At 32.3% G+C, this 25,247-nt stretch carries 26 protein-coding genes; 2 read left to right on the top strand and 24 right to left on the bottom strand.

All coding sequences use genetic code 11. The annotated features are described in order from the left end of the window. Positions 1 to 141: 141 nt before the first annotated feature. Positions 142 to 561 carry a hypothetical protein gene (locus KPL50_RS01855; protein WP_216296724.1) on the top strand — a complete coding sequence of 140 codons (420 nt, stop codon included), beginning with the start codon at positions 142 to 144 and terminating at the stop codon, positions 559 to 561. Between the two features lie 78 nt (positions 562 to 639). Here KPL50_RS01855 and KPL50_RS01860 read toward each other — a convergent pair whose 3' ends face one another. After that, the gene (locus KPL50_RS01860; protein WP_216296896.1) at positions 640 to 3,228 is read right to left on the bottom strand and encodes a cation-translocating P-type ATPase; all 2,589 of its coding nucleotides are present in this window, start codon (positions 3,226 to 3,228) and stop codon (positions 640 to 642) included. A gap of 263 nt (positions 3,229 to 3,491) precedes the next feature. Between KPL50_RS01860 and KPL50_RS01865 the strand changes: the two genes are divergently transcribed. Then, positions 3,492 to 5,135: a putative manganese-dependent inorganic diphosphatase gene (locus tag KPL50_RS01865; RefSeq protein ID WP_216296725.1), complete on the top strand. Its 1,644-nt coding sequence runs from the start codon at positions 3,492 to 3,494 to the stop codon at positions 5,133 to 5,135. A 94-nt stretch (positions 5,136 to 5,229) separates the two neighbouring features. Here the strand turns inward: KPL50_RS01865 and KPL50_RS01870 are convergent, their stop codons facing one another. The 23 genes from KPL50_RS01870 to fliI form a co-directional block, all read right to left on the bottom strand. Then, positions 5,230 to 5,991 carry a hypothetical protein gene (locus KPL50_RS01870; protein ID WP_216296726.1) on the bottom strand — a complete coding sequence of 254 codons (762 nt, stop codon included), beginning with the start codon at positions 5,989 to 5,991 and terminating at the stop codon, positions 5,230 to 5,232. A gap of 143 nt (positions 5,992 to 6,134) precedes the next feature. Next, positions 6,135 to 6,929 (bottom strand): flagellar hook-basal body complex protein, encoded by a 795-nt coding sequence (locus KPL50_RS01875; RefSeq protein ID WP_216296727.1) that lies wholly within the window; start codon positions 6,927 to 6,929, stop codon positions 6,135 to 6,137. Between the two features lie 27 nt (positions 6,930 to 6,956). Further along, complete coding sequence (locus KPL50_RS01880; protein WP_216296728.1) at positions 6,957 to 7,739, bottom strand: flagellar basal-body rod protein FlgG; 783 nt, start codon at positions 7,737 to 7,739, stop codon at positions 6,957 to 6,959. Between the two features lie 196 nt (positions 7,740 to 7,935). Beyond that, complete coding sequence (locus KPL50_RS01885) at positions 7,936 to 8,406, bottom strand: DUF6115 domain-containing protein (protein WP_216296729.1); 471 nt, start codon at positions 8,404 to 8,406, stop codon at positions 7,936 to 7,938. 17 nt (positions 8,407 to 8,423) lie between these two features. Further along, entirely contained in the window at positions 8,424 to 9,155 is a 732-nt protein-coding gene (locus tag KPL50_RS01890) for a FliA/WhiG family RNA polymerase sigma factor (RefSeq protein ID WP_216296730.1), read from the bottom strand. 12 nt (positions 9,156 to 9,167) lie between these two features. Further along, positions 9,168 to 9,812 (bottom strand): flagellar brake protein, encoded by a 645-nt coding sequence (locus KPL50_RS01895; RefSeq protein ID WP_216296731.1) that lies wholly within the window; start codon positions 9,810 to 9,812, stop codon positions 9,168 to 9,170. 11 nt (positions 9,813 to 9,823) lie between these two features. After that, positions 9,824 to 10,687, bottom strand: coding sequence for a MinD/ParA family protein (locus KPL50_RS01900; RefSeq protein ID WP_216296732.1), 864 nt, complete (start codon positions 10,685 to 10,687; stop codon positions 9,824 to 9,826). After that, positions 10,681 to 11,934 (bottom strand): flagellar biosynthesis protein FlhF, encoded by a 1,254-nt coding sequence (flhF, locus tag KPL50_RS01905; RefSeq protein WP_216296733.1) that lies wholly within the window; start codon positions 11,932 to 11,934, stop codon positions 10,681 to 10,683. Before flhF ends, KPL50_RS01900 begins: the two co-directional genes overlap by 7 nt. Next, a complete protein-coding gene (gene flhA / locus KPL50_RS01910; protein WP_216296734.1) occupies positions 11,931 to 14,006 on the bottom strand; it encodes a flagellar biosynthesis protein FlhA in 2,076 nt (691 codons plus the stop codon). The genes flhF and flhA overlap by 4 nt, the downstream gene beginning before the upstream one ends. Before the next feature lie 3 nt (positions 14,007 to 14,009). Next, positions 14,010 to 15,848, bottom strand: a complete 1,839-nt coding sequence (locus KPL50_RS01915) for a fused FliR family export protein/FlhB family type III secretion system protein (RefSeq protein WP_216296735.1) — start codon at positions 15,846 to 15,848, stop codon at positions 14,010 to 14,012. A gap of 11 nt (positions 15,849 to 15,859) precedes the next feature. Further along, positions 15,860 to 16,129: a flagellar biosynthesis protein FliQ gene (fliQ, locus tag KPL50_RS01920; RefSeq protein WP_216296736.1), complete on the bottom strand. Its 270-nt coding sequence runs from the start codon at positions 16,127 to 16,129 to the stop codon at positions 15,860 to 15,862. Positions 16,130 to 16,139: 10 nt separating this feature from the next. Further along, entirely contained in the window at positions 16,140 to 16,928 is a 789-nt protein-coding gene (locus tag KPL50_RS01925) for a flagellar type III secretion system pore protein FliP (protein ID WP_253200420.1), read from the bottom strand. 25 nt (positions 16,929 to 16,953) lie between these two features. Beyond that, positions 16,954 to 17,319 carry a flagellar biosynthetic protein FliO gene (fliO, locus tag KPL50_RS01930; protein ID WP_216296738.1) on the bottom strand — a complete coding sequence of 122 codons (366 nt, stop codon included), beginning with the start codon at positions 17,317 to 17,319 and terminating at the stop codon, positions 16,954 to 16,956. Between the two features lie 11 nt (positions 17,320 to 17,330). Then, complete coding sequence (gene fliL, locus KPL50_RS01935) at positions 17,331 to 17,783, bottom strand: flagellar basal body-associated protein FliL (protein WP_216296739.1); 453 nt, start codon at positions 17,781 to 17,783, stop codon at positions 17,331 to 17,333. Continuing rightward, positions 17,780 to 18,514, bottom strand: coding sequence for a flagellar motor protein MotB (locus KPL50_RS01940; protein WP_216296740.1), 735 nt, complete (start codon positions 18,512 to 18,514; stop codon positions 17,780 to 17,782). The genes fliL and KPL50_RS01940 overlap by 4 nt, the downstream gene beginning before the upstream one ends. Next, a complete protein-coding gene (locus KPL50_RS01945; RefSeq protein ID WP_216296741.1) occupies positions 18,507 to 19,319 on the bottom strand; it encodes a motility protein A in 813 nt (270 codons plus the stop codon). Before KPL50_RS01945 ends, KPL50_RS01940 begins: the two co-directional genes overlap by 8 nt. A gap of 11 nt (positions 19,320 to 19,330) precedes the next feature. Beyond that, positions 19,331 to 19,522 carry a flagellar FlbD family protein gene (locus tag KPL50_RS01950; protein ID WP_216296742.1) on the bottom strand — a complete coding sequence of 64 codons (192 nt, stop codon included), beginning with the start codon at positions 19,520 to 19,522 and terminating at the stop codon, positions 19,331 to 19,333. 117 nt (positions 19,523 to 19,639) lie between these two features. Continuing rightward, positions 19,640 to 20,647: a flagellar hook-basal body complex protein gene (locus KPL50_RS01955; RefSeq protein WP_216296743.1), complete on the bottom strand. Its 1,008-nt coding sequence runs from the start codon at positions 20,645 to 20,647 to the stop codon at positions 19,640 to 19,642. A 125-nt stretch (positions 20,648 to 20,772) separates the two neighbouring features. Next, positions 20,773 to 21,195, bottom strand: a complete 423-nt coding sequence (locus KPL50_RS01960; protein ID WP_216296744.1) for a TIGR02530 family flagellar biosynthesis protein — start codon at positions 21,193 to 21,195, stop codon at positions 20,773 to 20,775. 38 nt (positions 21,196 to 21,233) lie between these two features. After that, complete coding sequence (locus tag KPL50_RS01965) at positions 21,234 to 21,917, bottom strand: flagellar hook capping FlgD N-terminal domain-containing protein (RefSeq protein WP_216296745.1); 684 nt, start codon at positions 21,915 to 21,917, stop codon at positions 21,234 to 21,236. 45 nt (positions 21,918 to 21,962) lie between these two features. Further along, the gene (locus tag KPL50_RS01970; protein ID WP_216296746.1) at positions 21,963 to 23,432 is read right to left on the bottom strand and encodes a flagellar hook-length control protein FliK; all 1,470 of its coding nucleotides are present in this window, start codon (positions 23,430 to 23,432) and stop codon (positions 21,963 to 21,965) included. A gap of 5 nt (positions 23,433 to 23,437) precedes the next feature. Beyond that, entirely contained in the window at positions 23,438 to 23,884 is a 447-nt protein-coding gene (gene fliJ / locus KPL50_RS01975; protein WP_216296747.1) for a flagellar export protein FliJ, read from the bottom strand. A gap of 47 nt (positions 23,885 to 23,931) precedes the next feature. Then, positions 23,932 to 25,239: a flagellar protein export ATPase FliI gene (gene fliI / locus KPL50_RS01980; protein ID WP_216296748.1), complete on the bottom strand. Its 1,308-nt coding sequence runs from the start codon at positions 25,237 to 25,239 to the stop codon at positions 23,932 to 23,934. Positions 25,240 to 25,247: the final 8 nt, after the last annotated feature.

Below are 25,247 nucleotides of genomic sequence, written 5' to 3' on the forward strand. Positions count from 1 at the left end.
TATATTTTTTTGTAAGTTCATTAAAATGGTAAAAATTAAAAATAGACTTTTTTAATACTTGAGTTAAATTAGAACATAAGATATAATAAGTTATTGACTTTTTATATTTTATATAATTTTTATTGTAGAGGAGTAATACTGATGGGATTTAAAGACAAATTGACTAATAGCTACACACAGGCTTATTTAAAAAGATATGGTGATAGACTTACTCAAGCACAAGGTAGAGTTTTATCTGTCAAAGTAGAAGAAAAAAGTTACTTTAAAATATTTTACAAATTACTTGTAACAATCTTAGTAAAGGCAGACGGAAGTAAATCTATTGCTAAGTGCGTATTTAAAAAAAAGCGTTGGTTCAAAAAAATTCACTTTATTTCTGTGCTTCAAGGACATTCTGTAATAATTCAAGGAATGAAGGGTAAAAAAGGAAAAGAACACAGGGAGCAGATTCAAATTGTAAATATTAGAAATATGACTACAAAGAAGGACCTGGTTCCAACAAAGGGAGATACTCCAACTCCAAAAATTCAAAGGGTTAGAGCAGATAAACGGTTTAAATAAAAAAAAGCTATATGACTTGTCATATAGCTTTTAAAATTTCTAGTAGCACTGCACGTGATAATATCACGTGAGTGATGATTAATGGTTGTGAATTAAATATAAGTACAAGCTATTGATAAAGGAAATAATACCAGAGAAAAATATAATAATGAACCATTGACCAAGATCAAGTGGTATCGTATGAAATACCCTCTGTAATGCCGGAATGTACACTATGCTAAGTAGCATAAGTACAGATACGCCTACAGCACATATTAGGTACAAATTTGTAAAGGGATTAATTTCAAATAAAGACAGCTTTTCTGATCTACATTCAAACACATGTATGAGTTGCGATAAAACTAGAGTTCCAAGGGCCAACGTTCTACATGCCTCAATACTCATTCCATAATATTTACCAGCAATAAAAGATAATATTGTTAACACACCAATGAGGCACCCGCGAATGAGTATCTTTTCTGTAAGTCCTCTTGAAAATACACTTTCGTTCTTTTCTCTAGGCTTTTCAAACATAATATCACCGTCAGCAGGATCAACTCCAAGAGCAATAGCAGGAAGTCCATCTGTAACTAAATTTACAAATAAAATTTGTATTGGAAGCAGTGGATTTTCTAAATAGAATAGCGAAGCCAAAAACATGGTAAGTACTTCCCCTAAATTACAGGACAATAAATACCTAATAAATTTTCTTATATTATTATATATTACACGTCCCTCTTCAACTGCTGCAACAATCGTTGCAAAATTATCATCTAAAAGAATCATAGAGGCTGCCTCTTTAGTTACATCAGTTCCCGAAATTCCCATGGCTATACCAATATCTGCTTCTTTTATGGCTGGCGCATCATTTACTCCATCTCCAGTCATTGCAACAATTCCATTACTCTGTTTAAAGGCTTTTACAATTCTTAACTTATGTTTTGGGCTCACCCTTGCAAATATCTTATAATTATTGATGTTTTTTTCTAATTCCTTGTCATTTAATAGATCTAGTTCATCTCCAGTTATAACTTCACTTGGATCCTTGCAAATATCTAACTCTTTCCCAATAGCGTAAGCTGTAATTTTGTGATCTCCTGTTATCATTACAGGCTTTATCCCTGCAATCTTGCATTTTATAACTGCCTCTTTTACTTCTGCCCTTGGAGGATCAATTATACCTGCAACACCTATGAAAATTAAATTAGATTCTAAATTATCATTTTTCATAATACCAGATACCTTATAGGCAGAGGCGATACATCTTAGTGCCTTATAAGACATAGAATCTACAGCCCTGAGTAGTGCATTTTTGTAATTGCTCAGCATAGGCTGCACGTTTCCATCTAGCAATATATAATTACATTTTTCTATAACTCTTTCTGGTGCACCTTTTACATAGCAAACTTCTCTATCACCCTCTTTAACAATGACAGACATAATTTTTCTTGTTGAATTAAAAGGTATTTCATATATTCGTCTGGATTTACTCAGAAATTCTTGTAACTCTTTCGCGTTACCAAAAAATCCTTTAATTAATGCAGTTTCTGTAGGATCACCAAAGAGGCATTTTTCTAGATTTTTTCCATTAAAATCGTAATTACAATCATTACAGTATGTAAAAGCACTCTTCATAACAATATTTAATGGAATTTTGTCTTTATCAATGTTGTAAACCTGTCCATTAAAATACAAGGCTTTTACTGTCATATTATTTTCAGTTAGGGTTCCTGTTTTATCTGTGCATATTACAGAGGTACAACCTAGTGTTTCAACCGCTGGTAATTTTCTAACTAGTGCCTTCCTTTTAAGCATTCTAGATACTCCAAGGGCTAAAGCCACCGTAACAATAGCAGTTAATCCCTCTGGAATTGCAGCTACTGCCAAACTTACCCCAAGTAGAAACATTGTGTACTTATCTTGTCCTCGCCAAATACCCATAAGTGTTACGACAACACAAATTACTATACAAAGTGCAACTAATATTTTCCCAAGATGATCTAGTCTTTCTTTTAATGGAGATTTTTCATTTTCAATATTATGAAGCATATCCGCTATTTTTCCCATTTCCGTTTTCATTCCTGTGGCTACAACCTTTGCTTTGGCTTTTCCTGTAAGTAGTATTGTTCCCATATAAATGTTACTATCAGCTGAACTGGAACTTTTATTAACTCCTGCTGACTCTCCAGTAAGCAGTGATTCATCTATCATGACATTATTATCCTCAGTCAAAATACAATCCGCGGGAATTCTATCTCCACTTTCTAAAATCACTAAATCGCCAGGCACTAAATATATTGCATTTATTACTATTATGCCTCCATTCCTAAGTACCTTAGCCGTTGGTGCTGCTAGCTGACTTAGTGCCTCGAGAGACCTCTCAGTTTTATACTCTTGAATAAACCCTAGTATTCCATTCATTATAACTATAATAAATATAGTTATTGCATCAGCTCTTTCGCCCATGACACCTGAAATCAATGTTGCAGCAATTAATATCCAAGTAATAAAATCATTAAATTGTGAAACAAATATTGAGACAGGAGATATCTTTTTTTTATTTTCTAATTTGTTATATCCATATTTTTTTAACCTAGTTTCAGCCTCGTCTGTGGTAAGCCCCCTTGATGTGGTCCTACTATCATAAACAGAGCCTCCTTTCTTGTTTTTATCCTTCGCATTATTCATTGACAATTGTTCGTTAATCACTACATGTCCCCCTTATACTTGTCTGACCTAGCTAAGATTCCATAGTTCTTTTAGCGTGCTAACTTACTATATTTTTCATTCTCTAATAATATATGTGTTTGTCTACTTACATATGAAAAGAATATAGTGTATTATTTTAGCTAATATTCATTTTTTCTTTACAATATGTAACTTTAAATATAAACTAGTACTAACAATGATTATTAATAAAAAAATGACAATGGAAAACAAGGAGGACATACGTGAAAAACATTATTTATGTTACTGGGCATAAAAATCCAGATACTGATTCTATCTGCTCTGCTATTGCCTATGCAGAGTTTAAAAATAAAACTGGGAAAATACCTGCGGTTGCTATAAGACTAGGTGCAACAAATCTGGAAACACAATTTATTCTTAATTACTTTAACGTAGCGGAACCTGATCTTATAACTACGGTTAAAACACAGATTTCTGATTTAGATATAGACATTGTAGCTCCTATTTCACCAGATATTTCTCTAAAAATGGCTTGGTCCATTATGAAGAAAAATAATATTAAAACTCTACCTGTTATAGACGAAAATGATAGGCTAGCTGGTGTGGCTTCAGTTTCAAATCTTGCTGCCAGCTATTTAGATATTTGGGACAATTCTATTCTTGCCAAAAGTAATACTACACTTGAGAATATTTTAGATACCCTATCCGCTAAATGCATATTTAAACCAGAACATGATTTTAAAATAACTGGAAAGATTATTGTAGTTGCTATGAATCCAGAAAGCACTAAAGCTGTAATTGAGGCTGGTGACGTTGCCATATGTGGCGATAGAGAAGATTCTCAGTCACTAATAATTAGTTCTAAAGCTTGTCTTTTAATTATTACGGGAAACCATCCTCCAACAGATGGAGTTATAAAGCTTGCAAAAGCGAATGACTGTACAATTATATTAACTCCCTATGATACTTTTACGGCTTCTAGATTAATAACTCAAAGTATCCCTATAAATTATGTTATGACCAAAAACAATGTTTTAAGCTTTAATACAGATGATTTTATTGAGGACATAAAGTATATTATGTTAGAAACCAGGTACAGAAGTTATCCAGTAATTGATGAAACTAATAAGGTTATTGGAAGTGTATCCAGATTCCATCTAATATCACAAAACAGGAAAAAAGTAATCCTTATGGATCATAATGAAAGAACTCAATCAGTTTCAGGCCTTGAGGATGCTGAAGTATTAGAAATTATAGACCATCATAGAATTGCAGATGTGCAAACTGGTTTCCCAATATATTTCAGAAATGAACCTGTGGGCAGTACTTCAACCATCGTAGCCTCCATATTCTTTGAAAATGGAATTAGGCCTTCAAAAAGCGCTGCAGGTCTCCTATGTGCAGCAATAATTTCAGATACACTGCTTCTAAAATCTCCTACATCTACTATAGTGGATGAGCTTGTATTAAAAAGATTAGCTCAAATTGCTAATTTAAACATAGAAGAGTTTGCTAAAGAAATGTTTAAAGCTGGAACATCCCTTGAGGGTAAAACTGCTCAAGAAATTTTCTACCAAGACTTTAAGACCTTTTCTCTTAATAATTATAAAGTTGGAGTATCACAAGTTGGTACAATGTATATCGATGGCTTTGATCCATTAAAAGAGGACATAATAAATCTCATGAACAAAAAAGCCAAGGAAAGTAGTTATGATATTATTTTGCTAATGCTAACCGACATATTAAATGGAGGATCAGTATTAATAGCTGCAGGGCAACATAAAGATATTGTTTCAAAAGCCTTTAATATTACGCTTACTGATAGTGGTGTATACATACCTGGTATAGTGTCAAGAAAAAAACAAGTTATACCACCTATTTCAGCTGCCATAAATCAAATAAAGTAAATGGTAGAACATATTACGCAATAAAAAAACAAAGCATTTATTTTCAAATGCTTTGTTTTTTTATTTAAATTTATTAATAAGTGTTCTTATACAACTATAATAGCTGTATAAGAAGAATAGCAATAAAAAGGATGAAACATATAGTATAACTTACACTTAAATAATCCTTAATGCATGCATCATCAATCTTATTGTTATATTCCCCATAGCTTTTTAAATAATGCATATTATTTCCATTATAATAAAAATAAAAATTAACAGATTCAATATATGCAGCTAAAATATCCACATTTACCAGTGGTGTTTTCCAAAGATTATTGATGTAATCCCCTTTAAATTTTATCTTTAAGTTTTTGTTTTTGAAAACATAAATTGCATATAGAAAGATTTCTGCTATCAATGCTGGAATTATACAAGCTATAGATAGAATTACACCTATTATATTCAAACTATCGTCAAAACTTAAATTAAAGATTAAAGTAAAGACAATAGCGGCTTCGTTTCCAAAAACTATAATATAAAATAACGGCGCAATAAATCCACACACCAAGGATCTAGATATAGTGGACATTGTGTCATAAAAATGTTTTCTTTCAGTATGATTTAAATTCTTTCTCTCTGTATTACTTACATCTATTACTATAAAAGCTGTCAATGCATTGTATACCTCATTGCTCTTTACAAAAGAAAGCCCAATATAAATAGCAATTACAACTAAGAAATATAAAAATTGTACCGCATATATATTTTTGATTTTTTTCCTTAATTTTATGTTAATGAAATAAAAAAGCCCTTGCCTATCTAGTTTCCATAGCAATATACTAAATAAACATCCAAATACATATCCTATTCCCATTTCCATCCCCCCCATATCATATTATTACGCACTTTAATATTAATATATGAAAGGGACTCTTTAATTAAAACTATTTTATTTTATTATTTCTGGGGATTAAGAATGGACACGCTTCTAAAAGCATGTCCATTTTAATAATAAATTTATTTGCGCAAGTTATTAGCCATTTGCCACATTTCGTCTGCGGTTTTTAAAGCAGACGAACTAAGCTGAAAAGCTCTTTGAGTTATAAGCATATCTGTCATTTCTGTTGCAATATCAACATTTGATAATTCTAAATACCCCTGATTAATAGAATAATCATCACTTTCTGAAATCTGCACACCAGGCTTTGGCATATACAAACTGTCTCCTACAGAAATCATTGAATTATCCCCTTTAGTATTTGAAATTCTCACTTTTCCCACCTGTAAATCTACATTGTTTTGTTTTATAGTTACAAGGCCTTTTTCATCTACATGAAAATTATTTGCATTGAATTTATAAGGTCCATCTAACCTATTAATATTAATACCCTTATCAATTATACTTAATCTATTTCCCTTTTGGTCAACTATAGTGCCACTTGCATCTGTTAAAAAATTACCTGCCCTTGTATAAGCCTTGCTACCGTCCGGTTGAACCACCTCAAAATAGCCGGTACCATCTATAGCTAAATCCGTTGGAAGCTCTGTAGATGTGAGACTACCTTGCATATTATCTCTTGTCCACTCCCCCAATCTAACGCCAGTACCATTTTGTAGTATTGATTTGCCCTTTTTATCAGCAGATACTGGATATCCATTTCTATCAAGTGACTCGTAAACAAGGTCTTTAAAATTTGCACTGATTTTTTTATAACCATTGGTATTTACATTTGCAATGTTATTTGATATACAATCTAATTTTTCTTGTTGCGCCATCATAGAACCTTTACTATTCCCTATAAGTCTTAACATCTGCTACATCCCCCCCTCATTAATATTTTACCTTACTGTGCCAACTTCATTAACAGCTTTTCCTAAAGTTTCATCAATAGCTTGAATAACTTTTTGATTACTTTCAAAATTTCTCATAATTGTCATCATATTTACCATTTCATTTGTAACATTAACATTAGATTTTTCCAATGCGTTTTGTCTAACTGTAATGTTTTGATTTTGAATTGGATTCGTTGCCTCAAACAAATTATCTCCAACTTTTTTAAGGGTTTTATAATCTGCAAAGTCCACAGTATTTAATTTATATATGCTTTCACCATTAACTGAGATATTTCCGTTTTTATCAGCTTGAAGTTTACCATCGGAAACATTTAGAGGTTCTACTGCGTTTGTTGCTTTATTTTTACATAAGACCTTATCTCCGCTATCTGTTACTAAATATCCTTGTCCGTCAACATGAAAATCACCACTTCTAGTATAATAATTTTTAGTTGCAATACCATCATTCCTTTGCACCGTAAAAAATCCTCTTCCTTCAATTGCAAAATCTGTGGGTTTGTCAGTTGTTTGAATAACCCCTTGAGTAAAATATGTATTCAAATCATCAATTTTACTTCCCATGCTAAGGGAGCCAATAGTATTTCTTGTATTTTTACCATTTACAATTTTGTCATAGTTCTGTATTAATACATCATCAAATTTTTTAATAGATATATTTTCGCTTTTAAAACCAGTTGTACTGGAATTTGCTAAATTGTTAGTTACTATACCTTGTTTTGCTTCTCCAGTTATGAGTCCTGTCACTGCTGTATAAAGCCCTCTAATCATTTTTCCACATCCTTATTATTAATAATTGGCATTTCATCAGGGTAACGCATACCATACCCTCTAGCCTTTATTTCTACCTTACCTTTACTCATTTCATAATTTATCTTTGCACTACTTAATAAAACAGAAGAAATAATCAGTCCTATTCCTATTCCTATTAGAAGTTTTCTATCACTTAGAAAGTCTATTAAATTTTTTATCTTATATATAAATCCTTTATTAATAGTACTTCCCCCTTACCTAGATGCATTATTTCTGATATTTCTTCTACAGGGAATCCTTCGGCAAATAATCTTTTTATTTCCTCAACCTTTTCACTGTTTTTATTATGTGCATATTCAATAATAATTTCATTTTTGTTTCTAACTTGAATTTTATCATTACTATCTATATCGTTAACATCTTGCATATATGAAGTACTTTTTTCATAATTTATATTTGCTCCATTAGATTCTTCCATATTTTCTTTAATATGCATTAATTCACTTTGAAGTTCTAAAATACTTTCGGAAAATTCTCGTCTAAGTTCACCTATTCTAATGTCATAATCATGAGTATCTTCTATGGCATTTGTCAGCACTCCATTAAAAGACTTATTCTGCTTTCTTATAGATAACACATTTAAAATTACAAGAATTAATCCAATAAAAATTAATAAACCTGTCATATAATTCACTCCAAATTCTATACTATTTCATATTTCAGTTTTACTAGAGCTTTTCTTAGATTTACTAGTGCCCTGCTGTGAAGTTGGCAAACTCTTGATTCAGATACATTCATTATATTTCCTATTTCTTTTAATGTAAGGCCTTCATAATAATATAGTGTTAAAACCAGTTTATCTTTTTCCTTTAGATTGTCGAGTCCTAAAGATAGATATTCAATTTGTTCTTTTTCTTCTAAGACCTTTTCAGGGCTTGGACTCTTATCATCTTTAATTGTACCGCTAAGGGGCATTTCATCCTCATCAGAGAATATTAAATCCTCGAGAGAAACTACGGATATATAATTTATATTGTTCTCAATGTCAGCTACCTCATCAATTGTAATTTTTAATTCTCTTGCAATTTCCTGAGTTGAAGGTTCTCTATACAGAACCTTCTGTAGGCTTTCAATAGCTGCATTGTACTTATTAAGCTTATCCATAGCACCCTTAGAAATGGGGCTATTTTTACGAAGCTCATCGATCATAGCACCTTTTATTCTTATAGATGCATAACTTGAGAACTTCATGCCTTTAGTATCATCAAATTTCCCTAAAGCATCCATAAGTCCTAGCATACCATAACTAATTAAATCTTCATATTGGACATATTTAGTTTTCCCAATTATTACCCTGGATGCAATATATTTTACTAAAGGTATATTGCTTTTTACAATTTGCTCGCGTGCATCAACTGGTTTAGCTATGGACATATAAACCCCTCCCTAGATTTTTTTCATCTGTTCTCTCATAAGTTGAAATATAAATTTAATTATCCTTTCGCGAGTGGCACTGTCTAAGAACTCAAAGCTCAATCCGCAAGTAAATCTACCTTCATCATCCTTTACAATTCTCATTGTTTGCCCAACTATAAAGGTATCTTCTCCATTAACAGTTAAAGACACCAAAAGAAAATCATTAAGCTTTATTTCTTCTGATACTTTAACCCTCATGCCACCACCACTTAAATCAACTATTACAGCATTCAAATATTCACTGCTTTCAATAGTACTAGGACTCGTGCCTGGCTGATTCTTAAGATTTTTATATTTAACGTTGCTTATTAATGATATTCGAACGTATTTTCTTCTCTGAATTTTTTTTACTTCTTTCGGTTTTGCTATAAGTAAAATAGGTAAATTTTCAAATTTACGTCCTAAAACTGAGGACTGAAATTTATAAAAATTTTCCCCTTCACAATAAATCACCTCTATTATATCCCCCTTTGATAAGGGTATATATTCACCTACATTAGTAGGAATACTAATTGCTATATATTCCTCCGTTACATCTTGCACATTGCTATTATAATATTTTTCATCAACTAATATTTCCAATTTATTGTTTAGTTTAAAATCCACTTTGCTCATACTCCAACCCCTTATGAAAAAATGCTAAAAATCTTCTTGAATAACCCTTCTACTCCCATATTATTTGACTTAACCTTCATGCCTTCAATTTTGCTTGCGATACTATTTATATCCTTTGCTGCCTCCGAATTGGGGTAACTTATAATTACAGGTTGTTGCGCTCTTACTGCATAAGCTAATTTCCTATCTTCACCGATTTTACCTAAATAGTCTAGTTTCATATCGAGAAACCTAATAACAGCATTGTTAAATTTATTAAAGGTCATATTAGCTTCATTATTATCTAATGATCTATTTACTATTACCTTAGCAGAATTCTTAATATTAAAATGCTTAACTGCCTTTAGCAAACTATATGCATCCGTTAGTGAAGTAGGTTCTGGTGTTGTTACTATTACTAAATCCTCACAACAAGCAATAAAACCCAAAACACTTTTATTTACGCCAGCACCAGTATCCATTATTATATAGTCAAGTCCTTTTAAAGCTGTAAGCTTATCTAAAAATACATTTCTTTGTTTTTCTGTCAAATCCTCAGTATTCATGAGAGCTGAGCCACCTGGAAGAAGTTTTACACCAAAAGGTCCAATTAAAACAACCTCTTCAATTTCTTTGCCTTTACTTATAACATCAAATACACTATATCTTGAAGAGCATCCCATTAAAACATCATCATTTCCCATTCCAATATCTGCATCAAATATCATAACTTTCCTACCCATTTTCTGAAGTGCTATAGATAGATTTACCACTATATTACTTTTACCTACTCCACCCTTACCAGATGTAACCGTTATAATTCTAGGCTTACTATGCATCTCACTATTGCCATTTTTCACTGCCAGTTGTCTCAATCTTTGCGCTTGGTCTAGCATATAGAATCCTCTCCTAATATAAGACTAACAAGATTGTCAGCCGACAACTCTTTAATATCATCAGGTACACTTTGACCAGTTGTCACAAAACTCAATGGTATTTGTGCAGTTTCTAATATATTAAGTATAGAACCATAAGTGGAAGTTTCGTCTAATTTAGTTACTATTATACTATTATAATGCAAAATTTGATATCCTTCAATAATATATTTAATATCTTTATTCTTTGTTGTAGAACTAAGCACTAAATGGACATTTTTTGTATCTGCTTTTTCCACAAATGTTCTTAATTCAGCAATTTGCATCTTGTTTTTACTACTTCTTCCGGTAGTATCAATTAATACCACCTCGCATTCACTCATACTTCCTATAGCATTTTCCATATCCTTCATATCATATACTACTTTAAAAGGTATGTTCATAATGTCAGCGTAAGTTTTAAGTTGTTCAACTGCGCCAATTCTATAAGTATCTACAGTAATTAATCCCACTTTCTTTTTCTCTAATAAAGCTAGTCTTCCTGCAAGTTTTGCAATTGTAGTAGTTTTCCCTACCCCCGTTGGTCCTACCAGCACTATTCTACCTTCTAATTTTGGTATAGTCACATGAATCATTTCTTTTAATACAAGCTTTAATTTTTCATATTCTCTAGTTTGGAATTCATTAGTTTGGAATTCATTAAATTTGATTACATCATCTTGTATTTTATAATCTTCAATTTTTATGATTATTTTTGATATAGTCTCGCTATCTACATCATTGTCCTCTAATATTTTCTCTATATCACTCTTATTATTTCCTGGGCTATTAACAGCGGCTAACTTACTAACGTTTGCCAGCTCACTAATCATAGTTTTCATTTGTTTCATTTCATCCATTAAGTCCACAGTGGAATCATTAGTGTTGACCTTGCTGTTTATAATATTATTATTCTCCTCAGAATACCTAGAACTTTTATGTACTACACTCTCTTGTTTTCCAGTCTCTCTAGGGTAATTTTTAATTTCATTTTGCTGTTGCACAACTTTTTTAATTGCTTCGATGCTATCCTTCACATTTTGATCTTGTGGATTTATTTCATTTTCCACCGTAGCGGTAACTTCGATAACCTTCGGTGAAAACAATCCTTTTATTCCTGGTCTTCGGATTTTCCTTTGACTTATAATTACAGCTTCCGACCCTAGTTCATATCTTATTCTTGTCATGGCCTCATTCATGCTATTAACTATATATCGTTTTATAATCATTGTAGAGTTACAACTCCTTCAGTTTTAATCTCCACTTCATTTGGTATCTCATTGAGAGAAAGGACGTAAATTCCAGGAAATACCATTTCAATTAGCTTTCTAAATGCTGGCCTTATTTTTGGGGATACTAGTATTACTGGTTGGTTATTGTGAAAATAAATTGTGTTAATGTTATTCTTAATAGAATTTAATATTTTACCTGTGGTATCTGGATCTACTGCTGGAAAAGAACCTTGTATAGATTTTTGGATGTTGCTAGAAACAATATTTTCAACTTCCGGTGATAGGGTTATAATTGTTATAACCCCATTGTCGTCAACTAGTCCATTACAGATACTTCTTCCCAGTGAAAAACGAACATATTCTGTTAATACTTCAATGTCCTTAGTTATCCTAGAATTATCCGCCAAGGACTCGAGTATTGTAACCATATCCTTTATAGCTACTCTTTCTTTTAGTAAGCTCTGAAGAACCTTTTGTACTTCACCAATAGTCATAAGATCTGGTATTAATTCTTCCACTACAGTATTATATTTCTCTTTTACAGAATCAATTAATAGCTTAGTTTCCTGCCTACCTAGAAGTTCAAAGGCATGATTTTTAATAGTTTCTGTTAAATGAGTTACCATTACAGTAGTTGGGTCTACAACTGTTAGCCCTTTGATTTCTGCATCTTCTCTTTGATCATTATTTATCCACACTGCAGGCAGTCCAAAAGTAGGTTCAACGGTGTTAATTCCTTGTATATTAATATCCTCGGAACTTGGGTCAATACAAAGCAGCATACTTGGCATTAAATTACCTTTTATTATTACAGTTCCACGTATCTTAACTACGTATTCATTTGTTTTAAGTTGCAAATTATCTTTAATTCTAATGGGTTGAACAACAATTCCCATTTCCAACGCACACTGCCTTCTTACTGAAGCAATTCTTTGTAATAAATCGCCCCCTGTAGCTTCGTCTGCCAGCGGAATTAGTCCATATCCTATTTCTATTTCCATAGGCTCGACAGAAATCAGACTCATTACATTTTCTGGTTCGCGGTTTTCAGTTTCAAAGTTTTCTTGTTCATCATTTTCTATTCTCATAATTTTTTGATCTTTTTCATCCTTATGTAAAAAATATGCACTGGTTGCCGTAGCAATAGATAATATAATGAAAACAAGACTAGGCATACCTGGAATTGCAGCCAAAACTAATAACACCACTGATGATAATGCTATTACTTTTGGAAATGCAGTAAGCTGCGATGTTACTTGAGTTCCTAAATTTGTAGTGCTACCAGACCGGGTAACGAGAATACCAGAAGCAACTGATATTAAAAGCGCCGGAATCTGGCCTACAAGACCATCCCCAACCGTTAGCCTAACATAAGTGGTTGTAGCTTTTGCAATGGGCATTTCAAGCATTACTACACCTATAATTATCCCACCAAAAATATTAATTATGGTAATAATTATACCAGCTATAGCATCTCCCTTTACGAATTTTGAAGCTCCGTCCATAGCCCCATAAAAGCTGGCTTCGTCCTGCAATTTTGTTCTTCTTTCTCTTGCCTGGTCTTCATTTATAACCCCTGCGTTCAAATCAGCATCAATACTCATTTGTTTACCTGGCATAGCGTCTAGCGTAAATCTAGCAGAAACTTCTGAAACTCTGCCAGCACCCGCTGTAATAACTATAAACTGGATAACGATTATTATTAAGAAAATAATTATACCAACTACATAATTACCTCCAACAACAAATTCACCAAAGGCCTCAATTATATCACCTGCATAAGCTTCTGTTAATATAAGCCTTGTAGATGAAATATTTAACCCTAATCTTAAAAGTGTTGTAATAAGCAATAATGTTGGAAAAACTGAAAATTGCAAAACTTCTGTCGTAAACATTGTTAGTAATAAAATAACAACTGCCAGTGTCATATTAAGTGCAATTATTACATCAAGAAGCCTTGGTGGTAATGGAATAATTATCATTAAAACTATTCCTATTACACCAACGGCAACTAAAACATCTAAATTATTTTTTATGTTAAATTTTGTTTCCTTAGCCACAAATATCATCCTTTACTTTCTTTTCTTTAATTTGTATACCAATGCTAATATTTCTGCCACAGCTTCATACATATCCGCTGGGATTTCTGAGCCCAAATCTAAATCTTTATATATTAATCTTGCTAGTGGTTTATTTTCAATTATTGGGATGTCATTCTCTTTAGCAACCTCTTTTATTTTTATTGCCACATTATCTGCACCTTTAGCTACGACTATTGGCGCACCCTCCCCTCCTTGCTCATATTTAATAGCTATAGCTAAATGAGTTGGGTTTGTTATAACCACAGTAGCATCTGGTACTTGTTGCATCATTCTACTTGCTGCCATTTCTCTTTGCTTTTGCCTGATTTTCGATTTAATCTGCGGGTCTCCTTCTTGTTGTTTATATTCTTCTTTAATTTCCTGGATACTCATTTTAAGTTCTTTGTTATGCTTATATTTCTGGTATGCAAAATCAATGACAGATATTATCAGCATAATTATTGCAATTTTAAAAAATATAGATATTACCAATTTACCAAAAACACCTAAAACAGCATCTATTTTCAGGCTTCCATAGTTCATCATATCTAAATAATTACTTTTAATAAAATTGTAAGCCACAACTCCTATGGTGGTAATTATAGCTAAATTTTTCAATAAATCCACTAAGGATCTTGTTGAAAAAATTTTCTTAAATCCACTTATCATACTTAGTTTTTTTAAATCGGGTTTAAGTGGTTCATTAGTTAATATAAAACCAGATTGCATTAAGCTTGCCACAACTCCCATTATCATAATAGGCACCACAATTGGTAAAATCAAAAGCCCAAATTTAATTATAGAAACAAAAAGCACAGTGCTAAAAGTTTCCTCAGTAACAGTCAAGGTTAAATAATTGTTTAAGAAAAGAATTATTACATCTTTTAAATTTTCTAACATGTAGGCACCAAGTATTATCAATAAAAACGTTGAGGTTAAAAGTGTAATAGTAGAGGATAATTCCTTGCTCTTTGCTACTTGACCCTTTTTCTTTGACTCACTTTTCTTTTTAGGAGTAGCTTCTTCGGTTTTTTCACCACTATCTGCAGAAATAACAATTAGCATAGGTATTACTCTATAAAAAGCTTTAATTATATCTGGAATAGTATAAAATGAACCTACTATTAACTTCATAACAGCTGGTAGCACTAGTGCAAAGCAACTGAGTCCTACTAGTATTTTTATTGGCATACCTAAAATCATAACATTTAATTGTGGTACTGTTCTTGATATCAAACCCAGACATAAATCTGTAATAATAATTATTAAAATAATTGGTATTGCTATTTTTAACCCTAATGTGAAAAACTCTACAAATACTTTCACCATCATCATAGCAGTTGCTTGTGAAAGTATAAACTTACCAAGCACAATAACATTGAATGAATCAATGATAGCCCTTATTAACATGTGGTGACCATCTACAACAAAAAACATTACCATACTTACCCAATAAAGTAACCTTCCAAGCAAAGTAACATTCTCATTAGATATAGGATCAAACATGCTCATCATGGAAAATCCAACTTGGAAATCCATAAGCTGCCCAGCCATTTGTGCTGAGAAAAAACAAAATTTTGTTATGTAACCTAATGTTAACCCTGTAATAACCTCATCTATACAGAATATTACGAGTCCAGTGTTATTAGTAATTAAGCTTACATTTTCATAATTAACGCCTGGTAAAATCAGAAAAGTGAAAACAACACAAAATCCAACTTTTGCCATTGCTGGAGTACCCTTAGGAAAGAAAATTGGTATACCCATAACGAATGCTGATATTCTAAGTAGCACCATTATAAAGCCTAAATAATAAGCTGTATTAATCAATATAACTCCACCTAACCTCCCATATTAGCAATAAGTTCAAAAATCCTAGTTGTAAAGCCAACTAACGTATGAAGCATCCAACTACCCATTAATAAGCCAATTAGTGCTGCTGCAAGTAACTTTGGCACAAATGTTAATGTTTGCTCCTGGATTTGAGTAGTAGCTTGAAATATACTTATTATTAGCCCTACTAAAGTGGCTGTAAGTAGTATGGGAGCTGATACCAATATTGATGTTTGAATAGCGTCTTTTATTACGGACAACACAATGCTCTCTGTCATTTAATTCACCTCAACTAAAACTCATAATCAACGATTTCACCAATAAATTCCACCCATCAACCATTATAAATAACAATAATTTAAAGGGAAGAGAAATCATAACCGGTGGTAGCATCATCATTCCCATAGCCATAAGAATACTACCCGTAACAATATCTATTATAATAAAAGGGATAAATAATAAAAACCCCATTTCAAAAGCTCGCCTTAGTTCACTTATTATAAAAGAGGGCACCACAGCATATAGGGGTACTTTATCATAGGTAAGTTTAGGCTTTCCCTTACTCATTACTACATTACCTTTTGCATCAACTTCATTTTTAACTGTATCTTCTAATTTTCCCACTTCTAAAAAAAGTTTCAAATCCTTAGCTCTGGTCTGTTTTAGCATAAAATCTCTAATAGGCTTAGAGCCTTTATCAATGGCAACACTTTGAGTTATTCTATTATTCATATATGGAGTTAAAGCATCGGTATTGACTTTTTTAAAAGTTGGAGCCATAGTGAAAAATGTTAAAAATAGAGCAAGTCCAATTATAACCTCTTTTGGTATTGCCTGTTGAATTCCAATAGCACTCTTAAATAAGGATAGCACTATAATTATCCTTACAAAACTGGTAGTCATTATAATAAATGAAGGAAGTAGGGTAAGTATAGTAAGCATCACTATCAGCTTAATATTATCCACATAATCAGTTGGAGTAGTTGCTTTATCAATGGAAAGATTGATTTTAGGTATTGGTAGTGTTTGTGGAACAGCATTTACGATTTTAATTGTAACAATCCCCAATATTAACATAACCAAAGCAAAAACAAATAAGTTTCTATTTTTTCTTTTCATCTTTACCTTCCTTTTTCAAAATATGTTTTTTGAATAATTCCTTCATGTCTTTATATTGAGGTATCTCTTTAGCGTTTTGAATTGTAATTATTTCTTCTTGTGGCACCTCAAATAAAATATTGATTTCCTTAGAGCTAGAAGATACTGCATAGGCTTTTTCACCAATTTTAACTACTAAAATACTATTTTCCTTAGATAGGGCAATTCTATCTAATACTTTCATATATCGCCCATCTTGCAACTTTTGGAGTTTATCTCCGCCGTATTTTAAGGATAAATATAATATAAGTAATATGAAAGGTAAAAACAATAAAATTTTAATAAGTAGCATCAAAAATTCTCCGTCCATAATTTTATCACCTACTGTACTAATATATCATTAAAATATATATGAGCAATTTTTCCTTTAGTTAAAACAGGGTTTATACTCTTAATAAGTTCATTCTTTATAGCGTCAACGCCTACAGCACCAAAGTCCGTAGTTTTCTTCACCCTCATAGAAGTATTGACAACATCCCTAATAATCGGCTTTTTTATTTCTAATTCTGCAGTTAAATCCTTATTATCTTCGTATCCTATAAAAACCTTAACCTTTAGATATCTTCGTCCATCCTCATCTGAAAGATTCACTAAGAATTCATCTAAGGAATAAGTTACCTCATTAGTTTCCAAAGCATTAGTTGATTTTGCCGTAGGAGCTTTCATACCAGCAAAATACATCCCTCCAAAGGCTGCAGCGCCAACTACAACTAATACCAACAGAACTATAATAGCTATCCTAAAAACATTTCCCTTTTGTGGTTTATCACTCATTTTTTAGTGGCCTCCTTTTCAGTTGCAACAATTAAAATATTTACTCTTCTATTTAAAGCTCTGTTTACATCACTATTATTAGGTACAATAGGTTGATACTCAGCACAAGCAACAGATTTAAATCTGTTTGGGTGAGATTGTACCTTGATGTTAACAAAATATTCAAGTACATTTAAGGCTCTAGCAGAGGATAGTTGCCAATTGTTTTCATATTCATAATTACTAATTGGTATATTATCTGTATGGCCCTCTATTACAATATCATTAGGTAAAGTAGCTAGTAGGCCATTTATCGAATCTAGCACTGGTTTAATTTTATCTATAATTTCTGCTTTTCCACTTTCAAATAAAATATTTTCTCTAAGTTGAATTATAACCCCTCTGTTATCAGTTTTAATTACTACTATAGCTTCTAGTTTATTCTTTTTTATGAAACTTTGAACCTTTTCATATATATCTTCAGTATTATTATTAGGTGTGCTAGTGGGTATTGGTTCACCAACTAATGGTACTTCTCCATTTTTCACACTAAAATCTAAAATACTGGTTCCTGTTTCACCTGTGAGTACTGATTGAAGAGATGATGCAATTTGTTTGAACTTTGCAGCATCAACTGTTGAAAATGAATATAATAAAACAAAGAAGGTTAGAAGAAGTGTCATGGTATCTGCAAAGGTAGCTAGCCAAGCATCAGTTCTCATTTCTTCTCCACCACTTTTTTTTCTAGACATTGTCTGTCACCCCAGCTTTTTTTGCTTGCTCTTCAACAAATTTAGCTCTGTCAAAAGGTGATAGGTAAGATGTTAACTTTTCTTCAACTATTCTTGGATTTACTCCAGATTGAATTGCAAGTATTCCTTCAAGCATCATTTCTCTATTATTCACTTCAATACTAGATTTATAATTTAGATTTTGCGCCATAGGAACCAATATTAAGTTTGCGAGTAATGCACCATAAAATGTAGTTATTAATGCTTTTCCCATACCAGAAGCCAGCGCTGAGGAATCACTTAAATTTGCAAGCATTTGAATAAGTCCTATAAGTGTACCAAGCATACCAAAGGCTGGTGCATAAGCCGCCCAAGCTTTTAACATATTAGCTCCATCACCATGACGTCTTTCCATCTCTCCTATTTCTAGTTCCATAATATCTTTGATTGTTTCAGGTTCTAGACCATCGACCACCATTTGTAGTCCTTTTTTCAAAAATTCATTTGTAAGATGAGACATTTCATCTTCAAGTGATAAAAGGCCCTCTCTTCTTGCTTTTTTAGATAGTGATGTAAAGCTATTAATAATCTCAGAACTAGAGGATGTACTTTCTTTAAAAGATTGTACAATGACCTTAAGTACTTTATTCATAGCTGAAACAGGATATGCTATTAGCAGTGCCGCAAATGACCCACCTACTGTAATCGCTATTGAAGCCGGATCATAAAATATTTTTAAACTAGTTCCCCCAGATGCCATCCCCCATATAGTTAACCCAAACCCTATTACAATTCCAATAGTGGTCAAAATATCATGTTTTTTCATGCCCCTACCCCCTATAACTTGCCAGTAAATATCCTGTTTTTATATTTTATTATTTTATCAATTACTACATCTGTGCTTTCAAGTACAATGTACTTCTTGCCGTTTACTAAAGTTATTAATGTTTCTGGCATTGTTTCAATCTTTTCTATAACTTCTGCATTTAAGATAAATTCCTCTTTATTTAATCCCGTAAGTTTTATCATGAGACCTCCTAATGATATATTTATATTATATGTATAAATTTAAGAGGATTTGGTAAGTCTCAAATAATTTTGTACTTGAGACTTACTACAAATTCACTCTAATATTTTATGTTTACACTACCTCTTTAGATTTATTATCTCCTGTAATATTTCATCGCCTGTGCTAATTGTCTTACCCGCTGCTTGGAAGGCTCTAGTTGCAACTATCATATCTGTAAATTGCTCAGCTAGGTCAACATTTGACATTTCAAGCATTCCTGAAAGCATAGCACCGTAACCTTTACTATTATCAGTAATTTTATCAGATCCAATTGCTGATCTAACTACAGGTTCTCCTGAGTTAGAATTGCTTTCATATAAATTTTTACCAAGCTTGCCTAGTCCTGCTGGGTTATTAAATGATGCCATAGCAATCTGTCCAATTATAGTTACCGCATTATTATCTAAAGTGGCCTTAATAGTTCCATCCTTTTCTATGGAAAAAGATTTTACCTTGGCTGTAGTTGCTGTAGCTGGTGGAATTGGAACAACAGTTACTTCATCTGGTATTGTTAATGGTATAATGTCAGTAACTGGGGTAGTAGGCACAGGGCCATTTGCATCTACAAATTTTGTGGTAAGTACAGTTCCCGCATAGCTTAAACTTCCACCTATAGCATAGCCCATAACCCTAAACCCATCTGAGGTTAATAAATGACCTTCATGATCTCGTGTTAAAGCTCCATCCCTTGTATATGATGTATTTAATGTTCCAGTTCCCATAGTGTGTTTAGCTGCATCAACTGCTATTTTTCCATCAACAGGTCCAGTTGCAACTATTAAATACCCTTCTCCATCCATAGCAACATCTAGATTTCTAGATGTTGGCTGCATCATCCCTTGACCTACCATAGTATCTATTCCTGCCACTTGCACTCCTAGTCCTACTTGCTTTGGGTTAACTCCACCTTGATTGGTTGATGGTGAAGATGCATCAGACATACTTTGGCTTACCATATCTTGAAACCTAACTCTTCCGCTTTTAAAAGATGTAGTTCCAACGTTCGCTATATTATTTCCTATAACATCTAATTTAACTTGATTTGCTTTCATTCCACTTATTCCTGCATATAATGATCTTAACATATTATTACCTCCATATTTTTTCTTCTTAAGCTAAATTCCAATAGAGTTATAATGCAATTGTAACTTTCTTAGTAATTACCTTGCTTCTGTACCTCCACAAAGTTAAGCTTCCTAAAAGGTCCAGCTTATATCATAACTACACTATCTATATTGGTTATTACACTTATTTCGCTTTGATTTTTATCAAAAGCAGTAATTATAGTCCTATTTTTAATACTGGTTATGAGTGCCATATCCTTGTATAATATTAATGATTGTTTAGCACCTTTACTGTCTGCTATATTTATTCCTTCATTGATCTTTTTCATATCCTCATCATCAAAATCAATATTTCTACTATTAATCCTTTGTGCAGCATGAGAAGATATGGTGAAAAACTCTTCTTTTCTTATTTGTTTATCTAAAATCTTATTAAAGGCATTTTTTTCTTCATTGGATAAACTGCCTTTGTTATTAACTTTATTACTTTTATTTTGCAAACCATCAACGGAATACTCAGTAAAGTCTATAGTTGAGTATAGTTTGCCATTTACCACTCTATAAGACATATACCAACATCACCTTACCATCGCTATTAATTACTTTTTTATTCTACTCTTGAGATGTTTCCAAAGTTTACATCCTTGGTAATTTCTTTTCCATTTTCCTGCCATGCAATAGTTAAATTAGTACCCTTTGCATCCCTAAAAACGCTTTTAACTATACCAGTATATTTTATAATATTTTTTACATCGGTACCTTCCTGCACCAAAGCTTCAACCTTTTTACCCATTAAGCTTACTGCACTTGAAAAGCTTGTGTTTCCATTTATATAATCTAATCTATAGTCTGGTACATCTAAAATATCTGTCAAAGAGTCTGCCGGGAAATCTTTTATAGATCCATCTGCAATTTCTACTGCCATTTTAGTTATACCTGCTTCTTTATAAACCGCCTTCACAGTGCCTCCATATTGCATTCCATTTGCATCATAACTACTAAAAGCTACCACCTTACCCACAAGTGAAGAAGCTGTTGAAAAGGCTACTGTGCTATTTAAATTTGTCATCTGCTCAAGAGCCGCAAACTGAGCCAATTGAGATACAAATTCTGTACCATCCTTACCCTTAGTTGGATCTTGGTTAGAAAGTTCCGCTGAAAGAATTTTCAAAAAAGAGTTCTTGTCCATCTCTTCACCTTTTTTAACAATTCTAGTTCCTCTGTCAGTTGCTCTTGCTGACCTATCCGCGTCCTTTGTTTGTGGTGTTATTATCGGTCCATTTGTAGCCATATTTATCGCGCCCTTACATTTTTTATTTTACAAGGTACTAAATTTTTAAACAAATTTATTTACCTGATTTTCTTCTATAGCATAGTTATTGCTTATAGAAATATCGCCTTCATCTTCTAAACCCATATTTTGATTTCTGTTATTATTTTCACTACCATTATTATTTTTCTCATTTGAGTTCTTATTAAAAAATGTGGAATCCTCATAAATATTTATATCTAAGCTTTGAATTTTAATATCCATATTTTTTAACTTATCGCTTATATCCTGAATATTTTGATTCAATAAATTATAAGTGTCCTTATTTAAAGCTGATATACTAGCCTTCATAATCCCGCTTTCCATAGTAAGCTTTATAGTTATTTCTCCAAGTTCCTTAGGATTCATTTTTACTGTTAAATCCTTAATATTGTTAATTTCCATAAATTTTATTGATTTAATAACATCTACTGTAACGTTGTTTTTATCAATTACTATATTGGGCATTTGTACTTTAGGTGCATCTACAGTCTTCACAGCTTCAAATTGATTCATAAAATTTACTGCTTTAGATATTTTTGATTGATCCTTATCTTCTCCAAGCAAATTATTAAGAAATTTTTCTTCAAAGGAACTATTTCCAGAAGATTTATTATCCTTTTTAGCATCACTTGAACTTTGCATTTGATTTTCAGGAACAATTTCAGAAGCTGTCTTAGTGCTTTGCTCTATTACTTTTTTTAGCAGATTTTCTTTTATTAATACATCATCACTATTTACGCCAACAGTTTGTGAAGTAGATGTTTTTAATAAATTCAAATCGCCCTTTACCTCCAAGATTTTAGTAGTTAGTTTTTGTATCACATCAACTGTTTCAGAAGTCAGGTTGTTATTTCCTTTTGATTTTTCTAACAGTGCAACAATTTCACTAAGGTTATTTTTCAACATACTCTTTACATCAGGAGTTAATTTTTCCCCACCTATTAATTGTTCCACACCCAATAGGGTTTCTAAATTAATAGATTTAAGCTCACTGTCAACCTTTGTACTTACCGAAGCCTCAGAAACATTTTTAAGCATAGAACTGAATAATTGAAGTAACTGTTGCAGTTGTTCCATTTGTGACCCAGATTTATCGGGTCCTTCCAATTCTTTCGATGAACCCTCCGCAGTTTGTTTAAGTTTAGCTAAAGCTTCTTCTATGAGATTAGTTACTTTTAAATCCTTGTTATCATCAGAGTTGTTCAACTCCTTTGAAATATCGCCTTCCTCTGTGTATTTATCAGTACCCTTGCTTTCAATGTCCTTGGTTTCAGCATACTTCTTTTCAACATTAAGACCCTGATTTTCCGTTTTTGCCTTATCCAGATTCTGATCCTTATTGTATTTCTTCTGAATGTTCCCACCAGAATAATTCCTAGAGTTTAATTCACGGTTATCTAAAATTTTCTTAAACTCTTCACTTTTATTTGATTGCTTTGGAATATCCTGTTTTTTAGAAGTAGCCTTTGTCATCAAATTCATATTTACGTTCATTTTTTTCACCTCCTCTCCCTGTGTTTATTTCTAATAAAAGCATAAAGTGCAAATTCATCATTAGTCTTTTGTTCTATTAAGTTTTGTTCTTTAAAAAAAGCACTCATTTGCTTTTCTTTTAAAATCTCTACAGTCTTTTTTTCAATTTGGCATTGTTTCAATTTTTCTCTTTTCTCATCTAGTATCTCTTCTTTTTCCTCTAATACAGAGTTAGTATCATTGATAGCAAAATTTAAAGCATTTAAATAATTCTGTATTATTTTCTGCTGAACAACTGATTGATATGCGTCTACGTTTCTATGAGTTTTATATTTTTCTTCTAAATTATATAGCTTGTTTTCCACTAATTTCTTTTCTCTTTGAGCTTCTTTAAATTCAAGTTTACTTTTATCTTCAAAATCTTTCCTAATATCTAGAAGCTTTTGCAGTCTGAACTTGTATACTCCTGCCAATTTAAAAACTCCTCTCTAAGAACCTTTCAGAATATCTCGCATAACCACTAATTAAATATCTTGTTTAACATATTCAAACTATCTTTAAAGTCTGTAGTCTCATTTATACCCTGCTTTAAATAAGACTCTATGCTATCATTATATTTAATTGCATTATCAATTTTCTTGCTACTGCCTTTTACGTATGCCCCAATATTTATCAAATCTTCAGAATCATTATAAGTTGCCATAAGCTCCCTAGCTGTGGAGGCATCTTGTTTATGCTCTACTGTAGCAATTTCAGACATTAACCTACTTACGCTACCTAGAACATCAATAGCTGGATAATGGTTTTTTGCAGCTAGGGCTCTTGATAAAACTATGTGTCCATCTAGTATTCCGCGAACAGCATCTGCTATTGGTTCATTAAAATCATCACCATCAACAAGTACTGTATAAAAAGCTGTGATAGATCCCTTTTGTGACATTCCACTACGTTCCATTAATTTAGGTAACATTGCAAACACTGATGGAGTATATCCTTTAGTGGCTGGCGGCTCACCTATAGCTAGTCCAATTTCTCTCTGTGCCATGGCAAATCTAGTAACTGAATCCATCATTAGAATGACTTTTTTACCTTGATCTCTAAAGTATTCTGCAATAGCTGTAGCTGTAAATGCCCCTTTTAATCTTACTAAAGCTGGTTTATCAGAAGTTGCACATACGATAATTGATTTTTCCATTCCCTTTTTTCCTAAATCTTTTTCTATAAAATCCAGTACTTCGCGTCCTCTCTCTCCTATAAGTGCAATAACATTTACATCTGCTTTTGCTTCTCTTGCTATCATTCCAAGGGTTGTACTCTTACCTACTCCACTACCTGCAAAAATACCTATTCTTTGGCCCTCTCCACAAGTCAAAAACCCGTCAATTGCCCTAATGCCAGTAGGCAACACCTCTGTTATTCTACGTCTTTTTAGTGGATCTGGTGGAGATGCATTTAATGAATAAGTTGTATATTGGGTGATTTCAGGTCCATCTAAAGGATTGCCTAGGCCATCTAAGACCTTTCCAAACAAATCTTCAGAGCATTTAACGCTTAAGGGACTTCCAGTTGGTACCACTCTACATCCTGGTGATATACCCACTAGTTCACCCAGCGGCATTAAAATTACATCCTTATCTCTAAACCCAACAACTTCACAAGAGATCTCTTCATTTGATATATTATAAATTTTACACACTTCACCAACAAAAGCCGTTATTCCTTGAACTTCAATAGTAAGACCTATAACATTCTTCACCACACCTTCGCAGTAAGTGTAGTTAATATCAGGAATTTTATTCATTAAATACTCAAAATTTAGATTTATCATAATAGTTC

It is taken from the genome of Clostridium sp. CF012 (assembly GCF_018861755.1).
GTDB lineage: Bacteria > Bacillota > Clostridia > Clostridiales > Clostridiaceae > Clostridium_AD.

Coding starts and splice junctions, on each gene's coding strand:
- KPL50_RS01855 (WP_216296724.1), top strand. CDS start 142: ATGGGATTTAAAGACAAATTGACTAATAGCTACACACAGGCTTATTTA.
- KPL50_RS01860 (WP_216296896.1), bottom strand. CDS start 3,228: ATGAATAATGCGAAGGATAAAAACAAGAAAGGAGGCTCTGTTTATGAT.
- KPL50_RS01870 (WP_216296726.1), bottom strand. CDS start 5,991: ATGGGAATAGGATATGTATTTGGATGTTTATTTAGTATATTGCTATGG.
- KPL50_RS01875 (WP_216296727.1), bottom strand. CDS start 6,929: ATGTTAAGACTTATAGGGAATAGTAAAGGTTCTATGATGGCGCAACAA.
- KPL50_RS01880 (WP_216296728.1), bottom strand. CDS start 7,739: ATGATTAGAGGGCTTTATACAGCAGTGACAGGACTCATAACTGGAGAA.
- KPL50_RS01885 (WP_216296729.1), bottom strand. CDS start 8,406: ATGACAGGTTTATTAATTTTTATTGGATTAATTCTTGTAATTTTAAAT.
- KPL50_RS01890 (WP_216296730.1), bottom strand. CDS start 9,155: ATGTCCATAGCTAAACCAGTTGATGCACGCGAGCAAATTGTAAAAAGC.
- KPL50_RS01895 (WP_216296731.1), bottom strand. CDS start 9,812: ATGAGCAAAGTGGATTTTAAACTAAACAATAAATTGGAAATATTAGTT.
- KPL50_RS01900 (WP_216296732.1), bottom strand. CDS start 10,687: ATGCTAGACCAAGCGCAAAGATTGAGACAACTGGCAGTGAAAAATGGC.
- flhF (WP_216296733.1), bottom strand. CDS start 11,934: ATGATTATAAAACGATATATAGTTAATAGCATGAATGAGGCCATGACA.
- flhA (WP_216296734.1), bottom strand. CDS start 14,006: ATGATATTTGTGGCTAAGGAAACAAAATTTAACATAAAAAATAATTTA.
- fliQ (WP_216296736.1), bottom strand. CDS start 16,129: ATGACAGAGAGCATTGTGTTGTCCGTAATAAAAGACGCTATTCAAACA.
- KPL50_RS01925 (WP_253200420.1), bottom strand. CDS start 16,928: ATGTTAATATTGGGGATTGTTACAATTAAAATCGTAAATGCTGTTCCA.
- fliO (WP_216296738.1), bottom strand. CDS start 17,319: ATGGACGGAGAATTTTTGATGCTACTTATTAAAATTTTATTGTTTTTA.
- fliL (WP_216296739.1), bottom strand. CDS start 17,783: ATGAGTGATAAACCACAAAAGGGAAATGTTTTTAGGATAGCTATTATA.
- KPL50_RS01940 (WP_216296740.1), bottom strand. CDS start 18,514: ATGTCTAGAAAAAAAAGTGGTGGAGAAGAAATGAGAACTGATGCTTGG.
- KPL50_RS01945 (WP_216296741.1), bottom strand. CDS start 19,319: ATGAAAAAACATGATATTTTGACCACTATTGGAATTGTAATAGGGTTT.
- KPL50_RS01950 (WP_216296742.1), bottom strand. CDS start 19,522: ATGATAAAACTTACGGGATTAAATAAAGAGGAATTTATCTTAAATGCA.
- KPL50_RS01955 (WP_216296743.1), bottom strand. CDS start 20,647: ATGTTAAGATCATTATATGCAGGAATAAGTGGAATGAAAGCAAATCAA.
- KPL50_RS01960 (WP_216296744.1), bottom strand. CDS start 21,195: ATGTCTTATAGAGTGGTAAATGGCAAACTATACTCAACTATAGACTTT.
- KPL50_RS01965 (WP_216296745.1), bottom strand. CDS start 21,917: ATGGCTACAAATGGACCGATAATAACACCACAAACAAAGGACGCGGAT.
- KPL50_RS01970 (WP_216296746.1), bottom strand. CDS start 23,432: ATGAACGTAAATATGAATTTGATGACAAAGGCTACTTCTAAAAAACAG.
- fliI (WP_216296748.1), bottom strand. CDS start 25,239: ATGATAAATCTAAATTTTGAGTATTTAATGAATAAAATTCCTGATATT.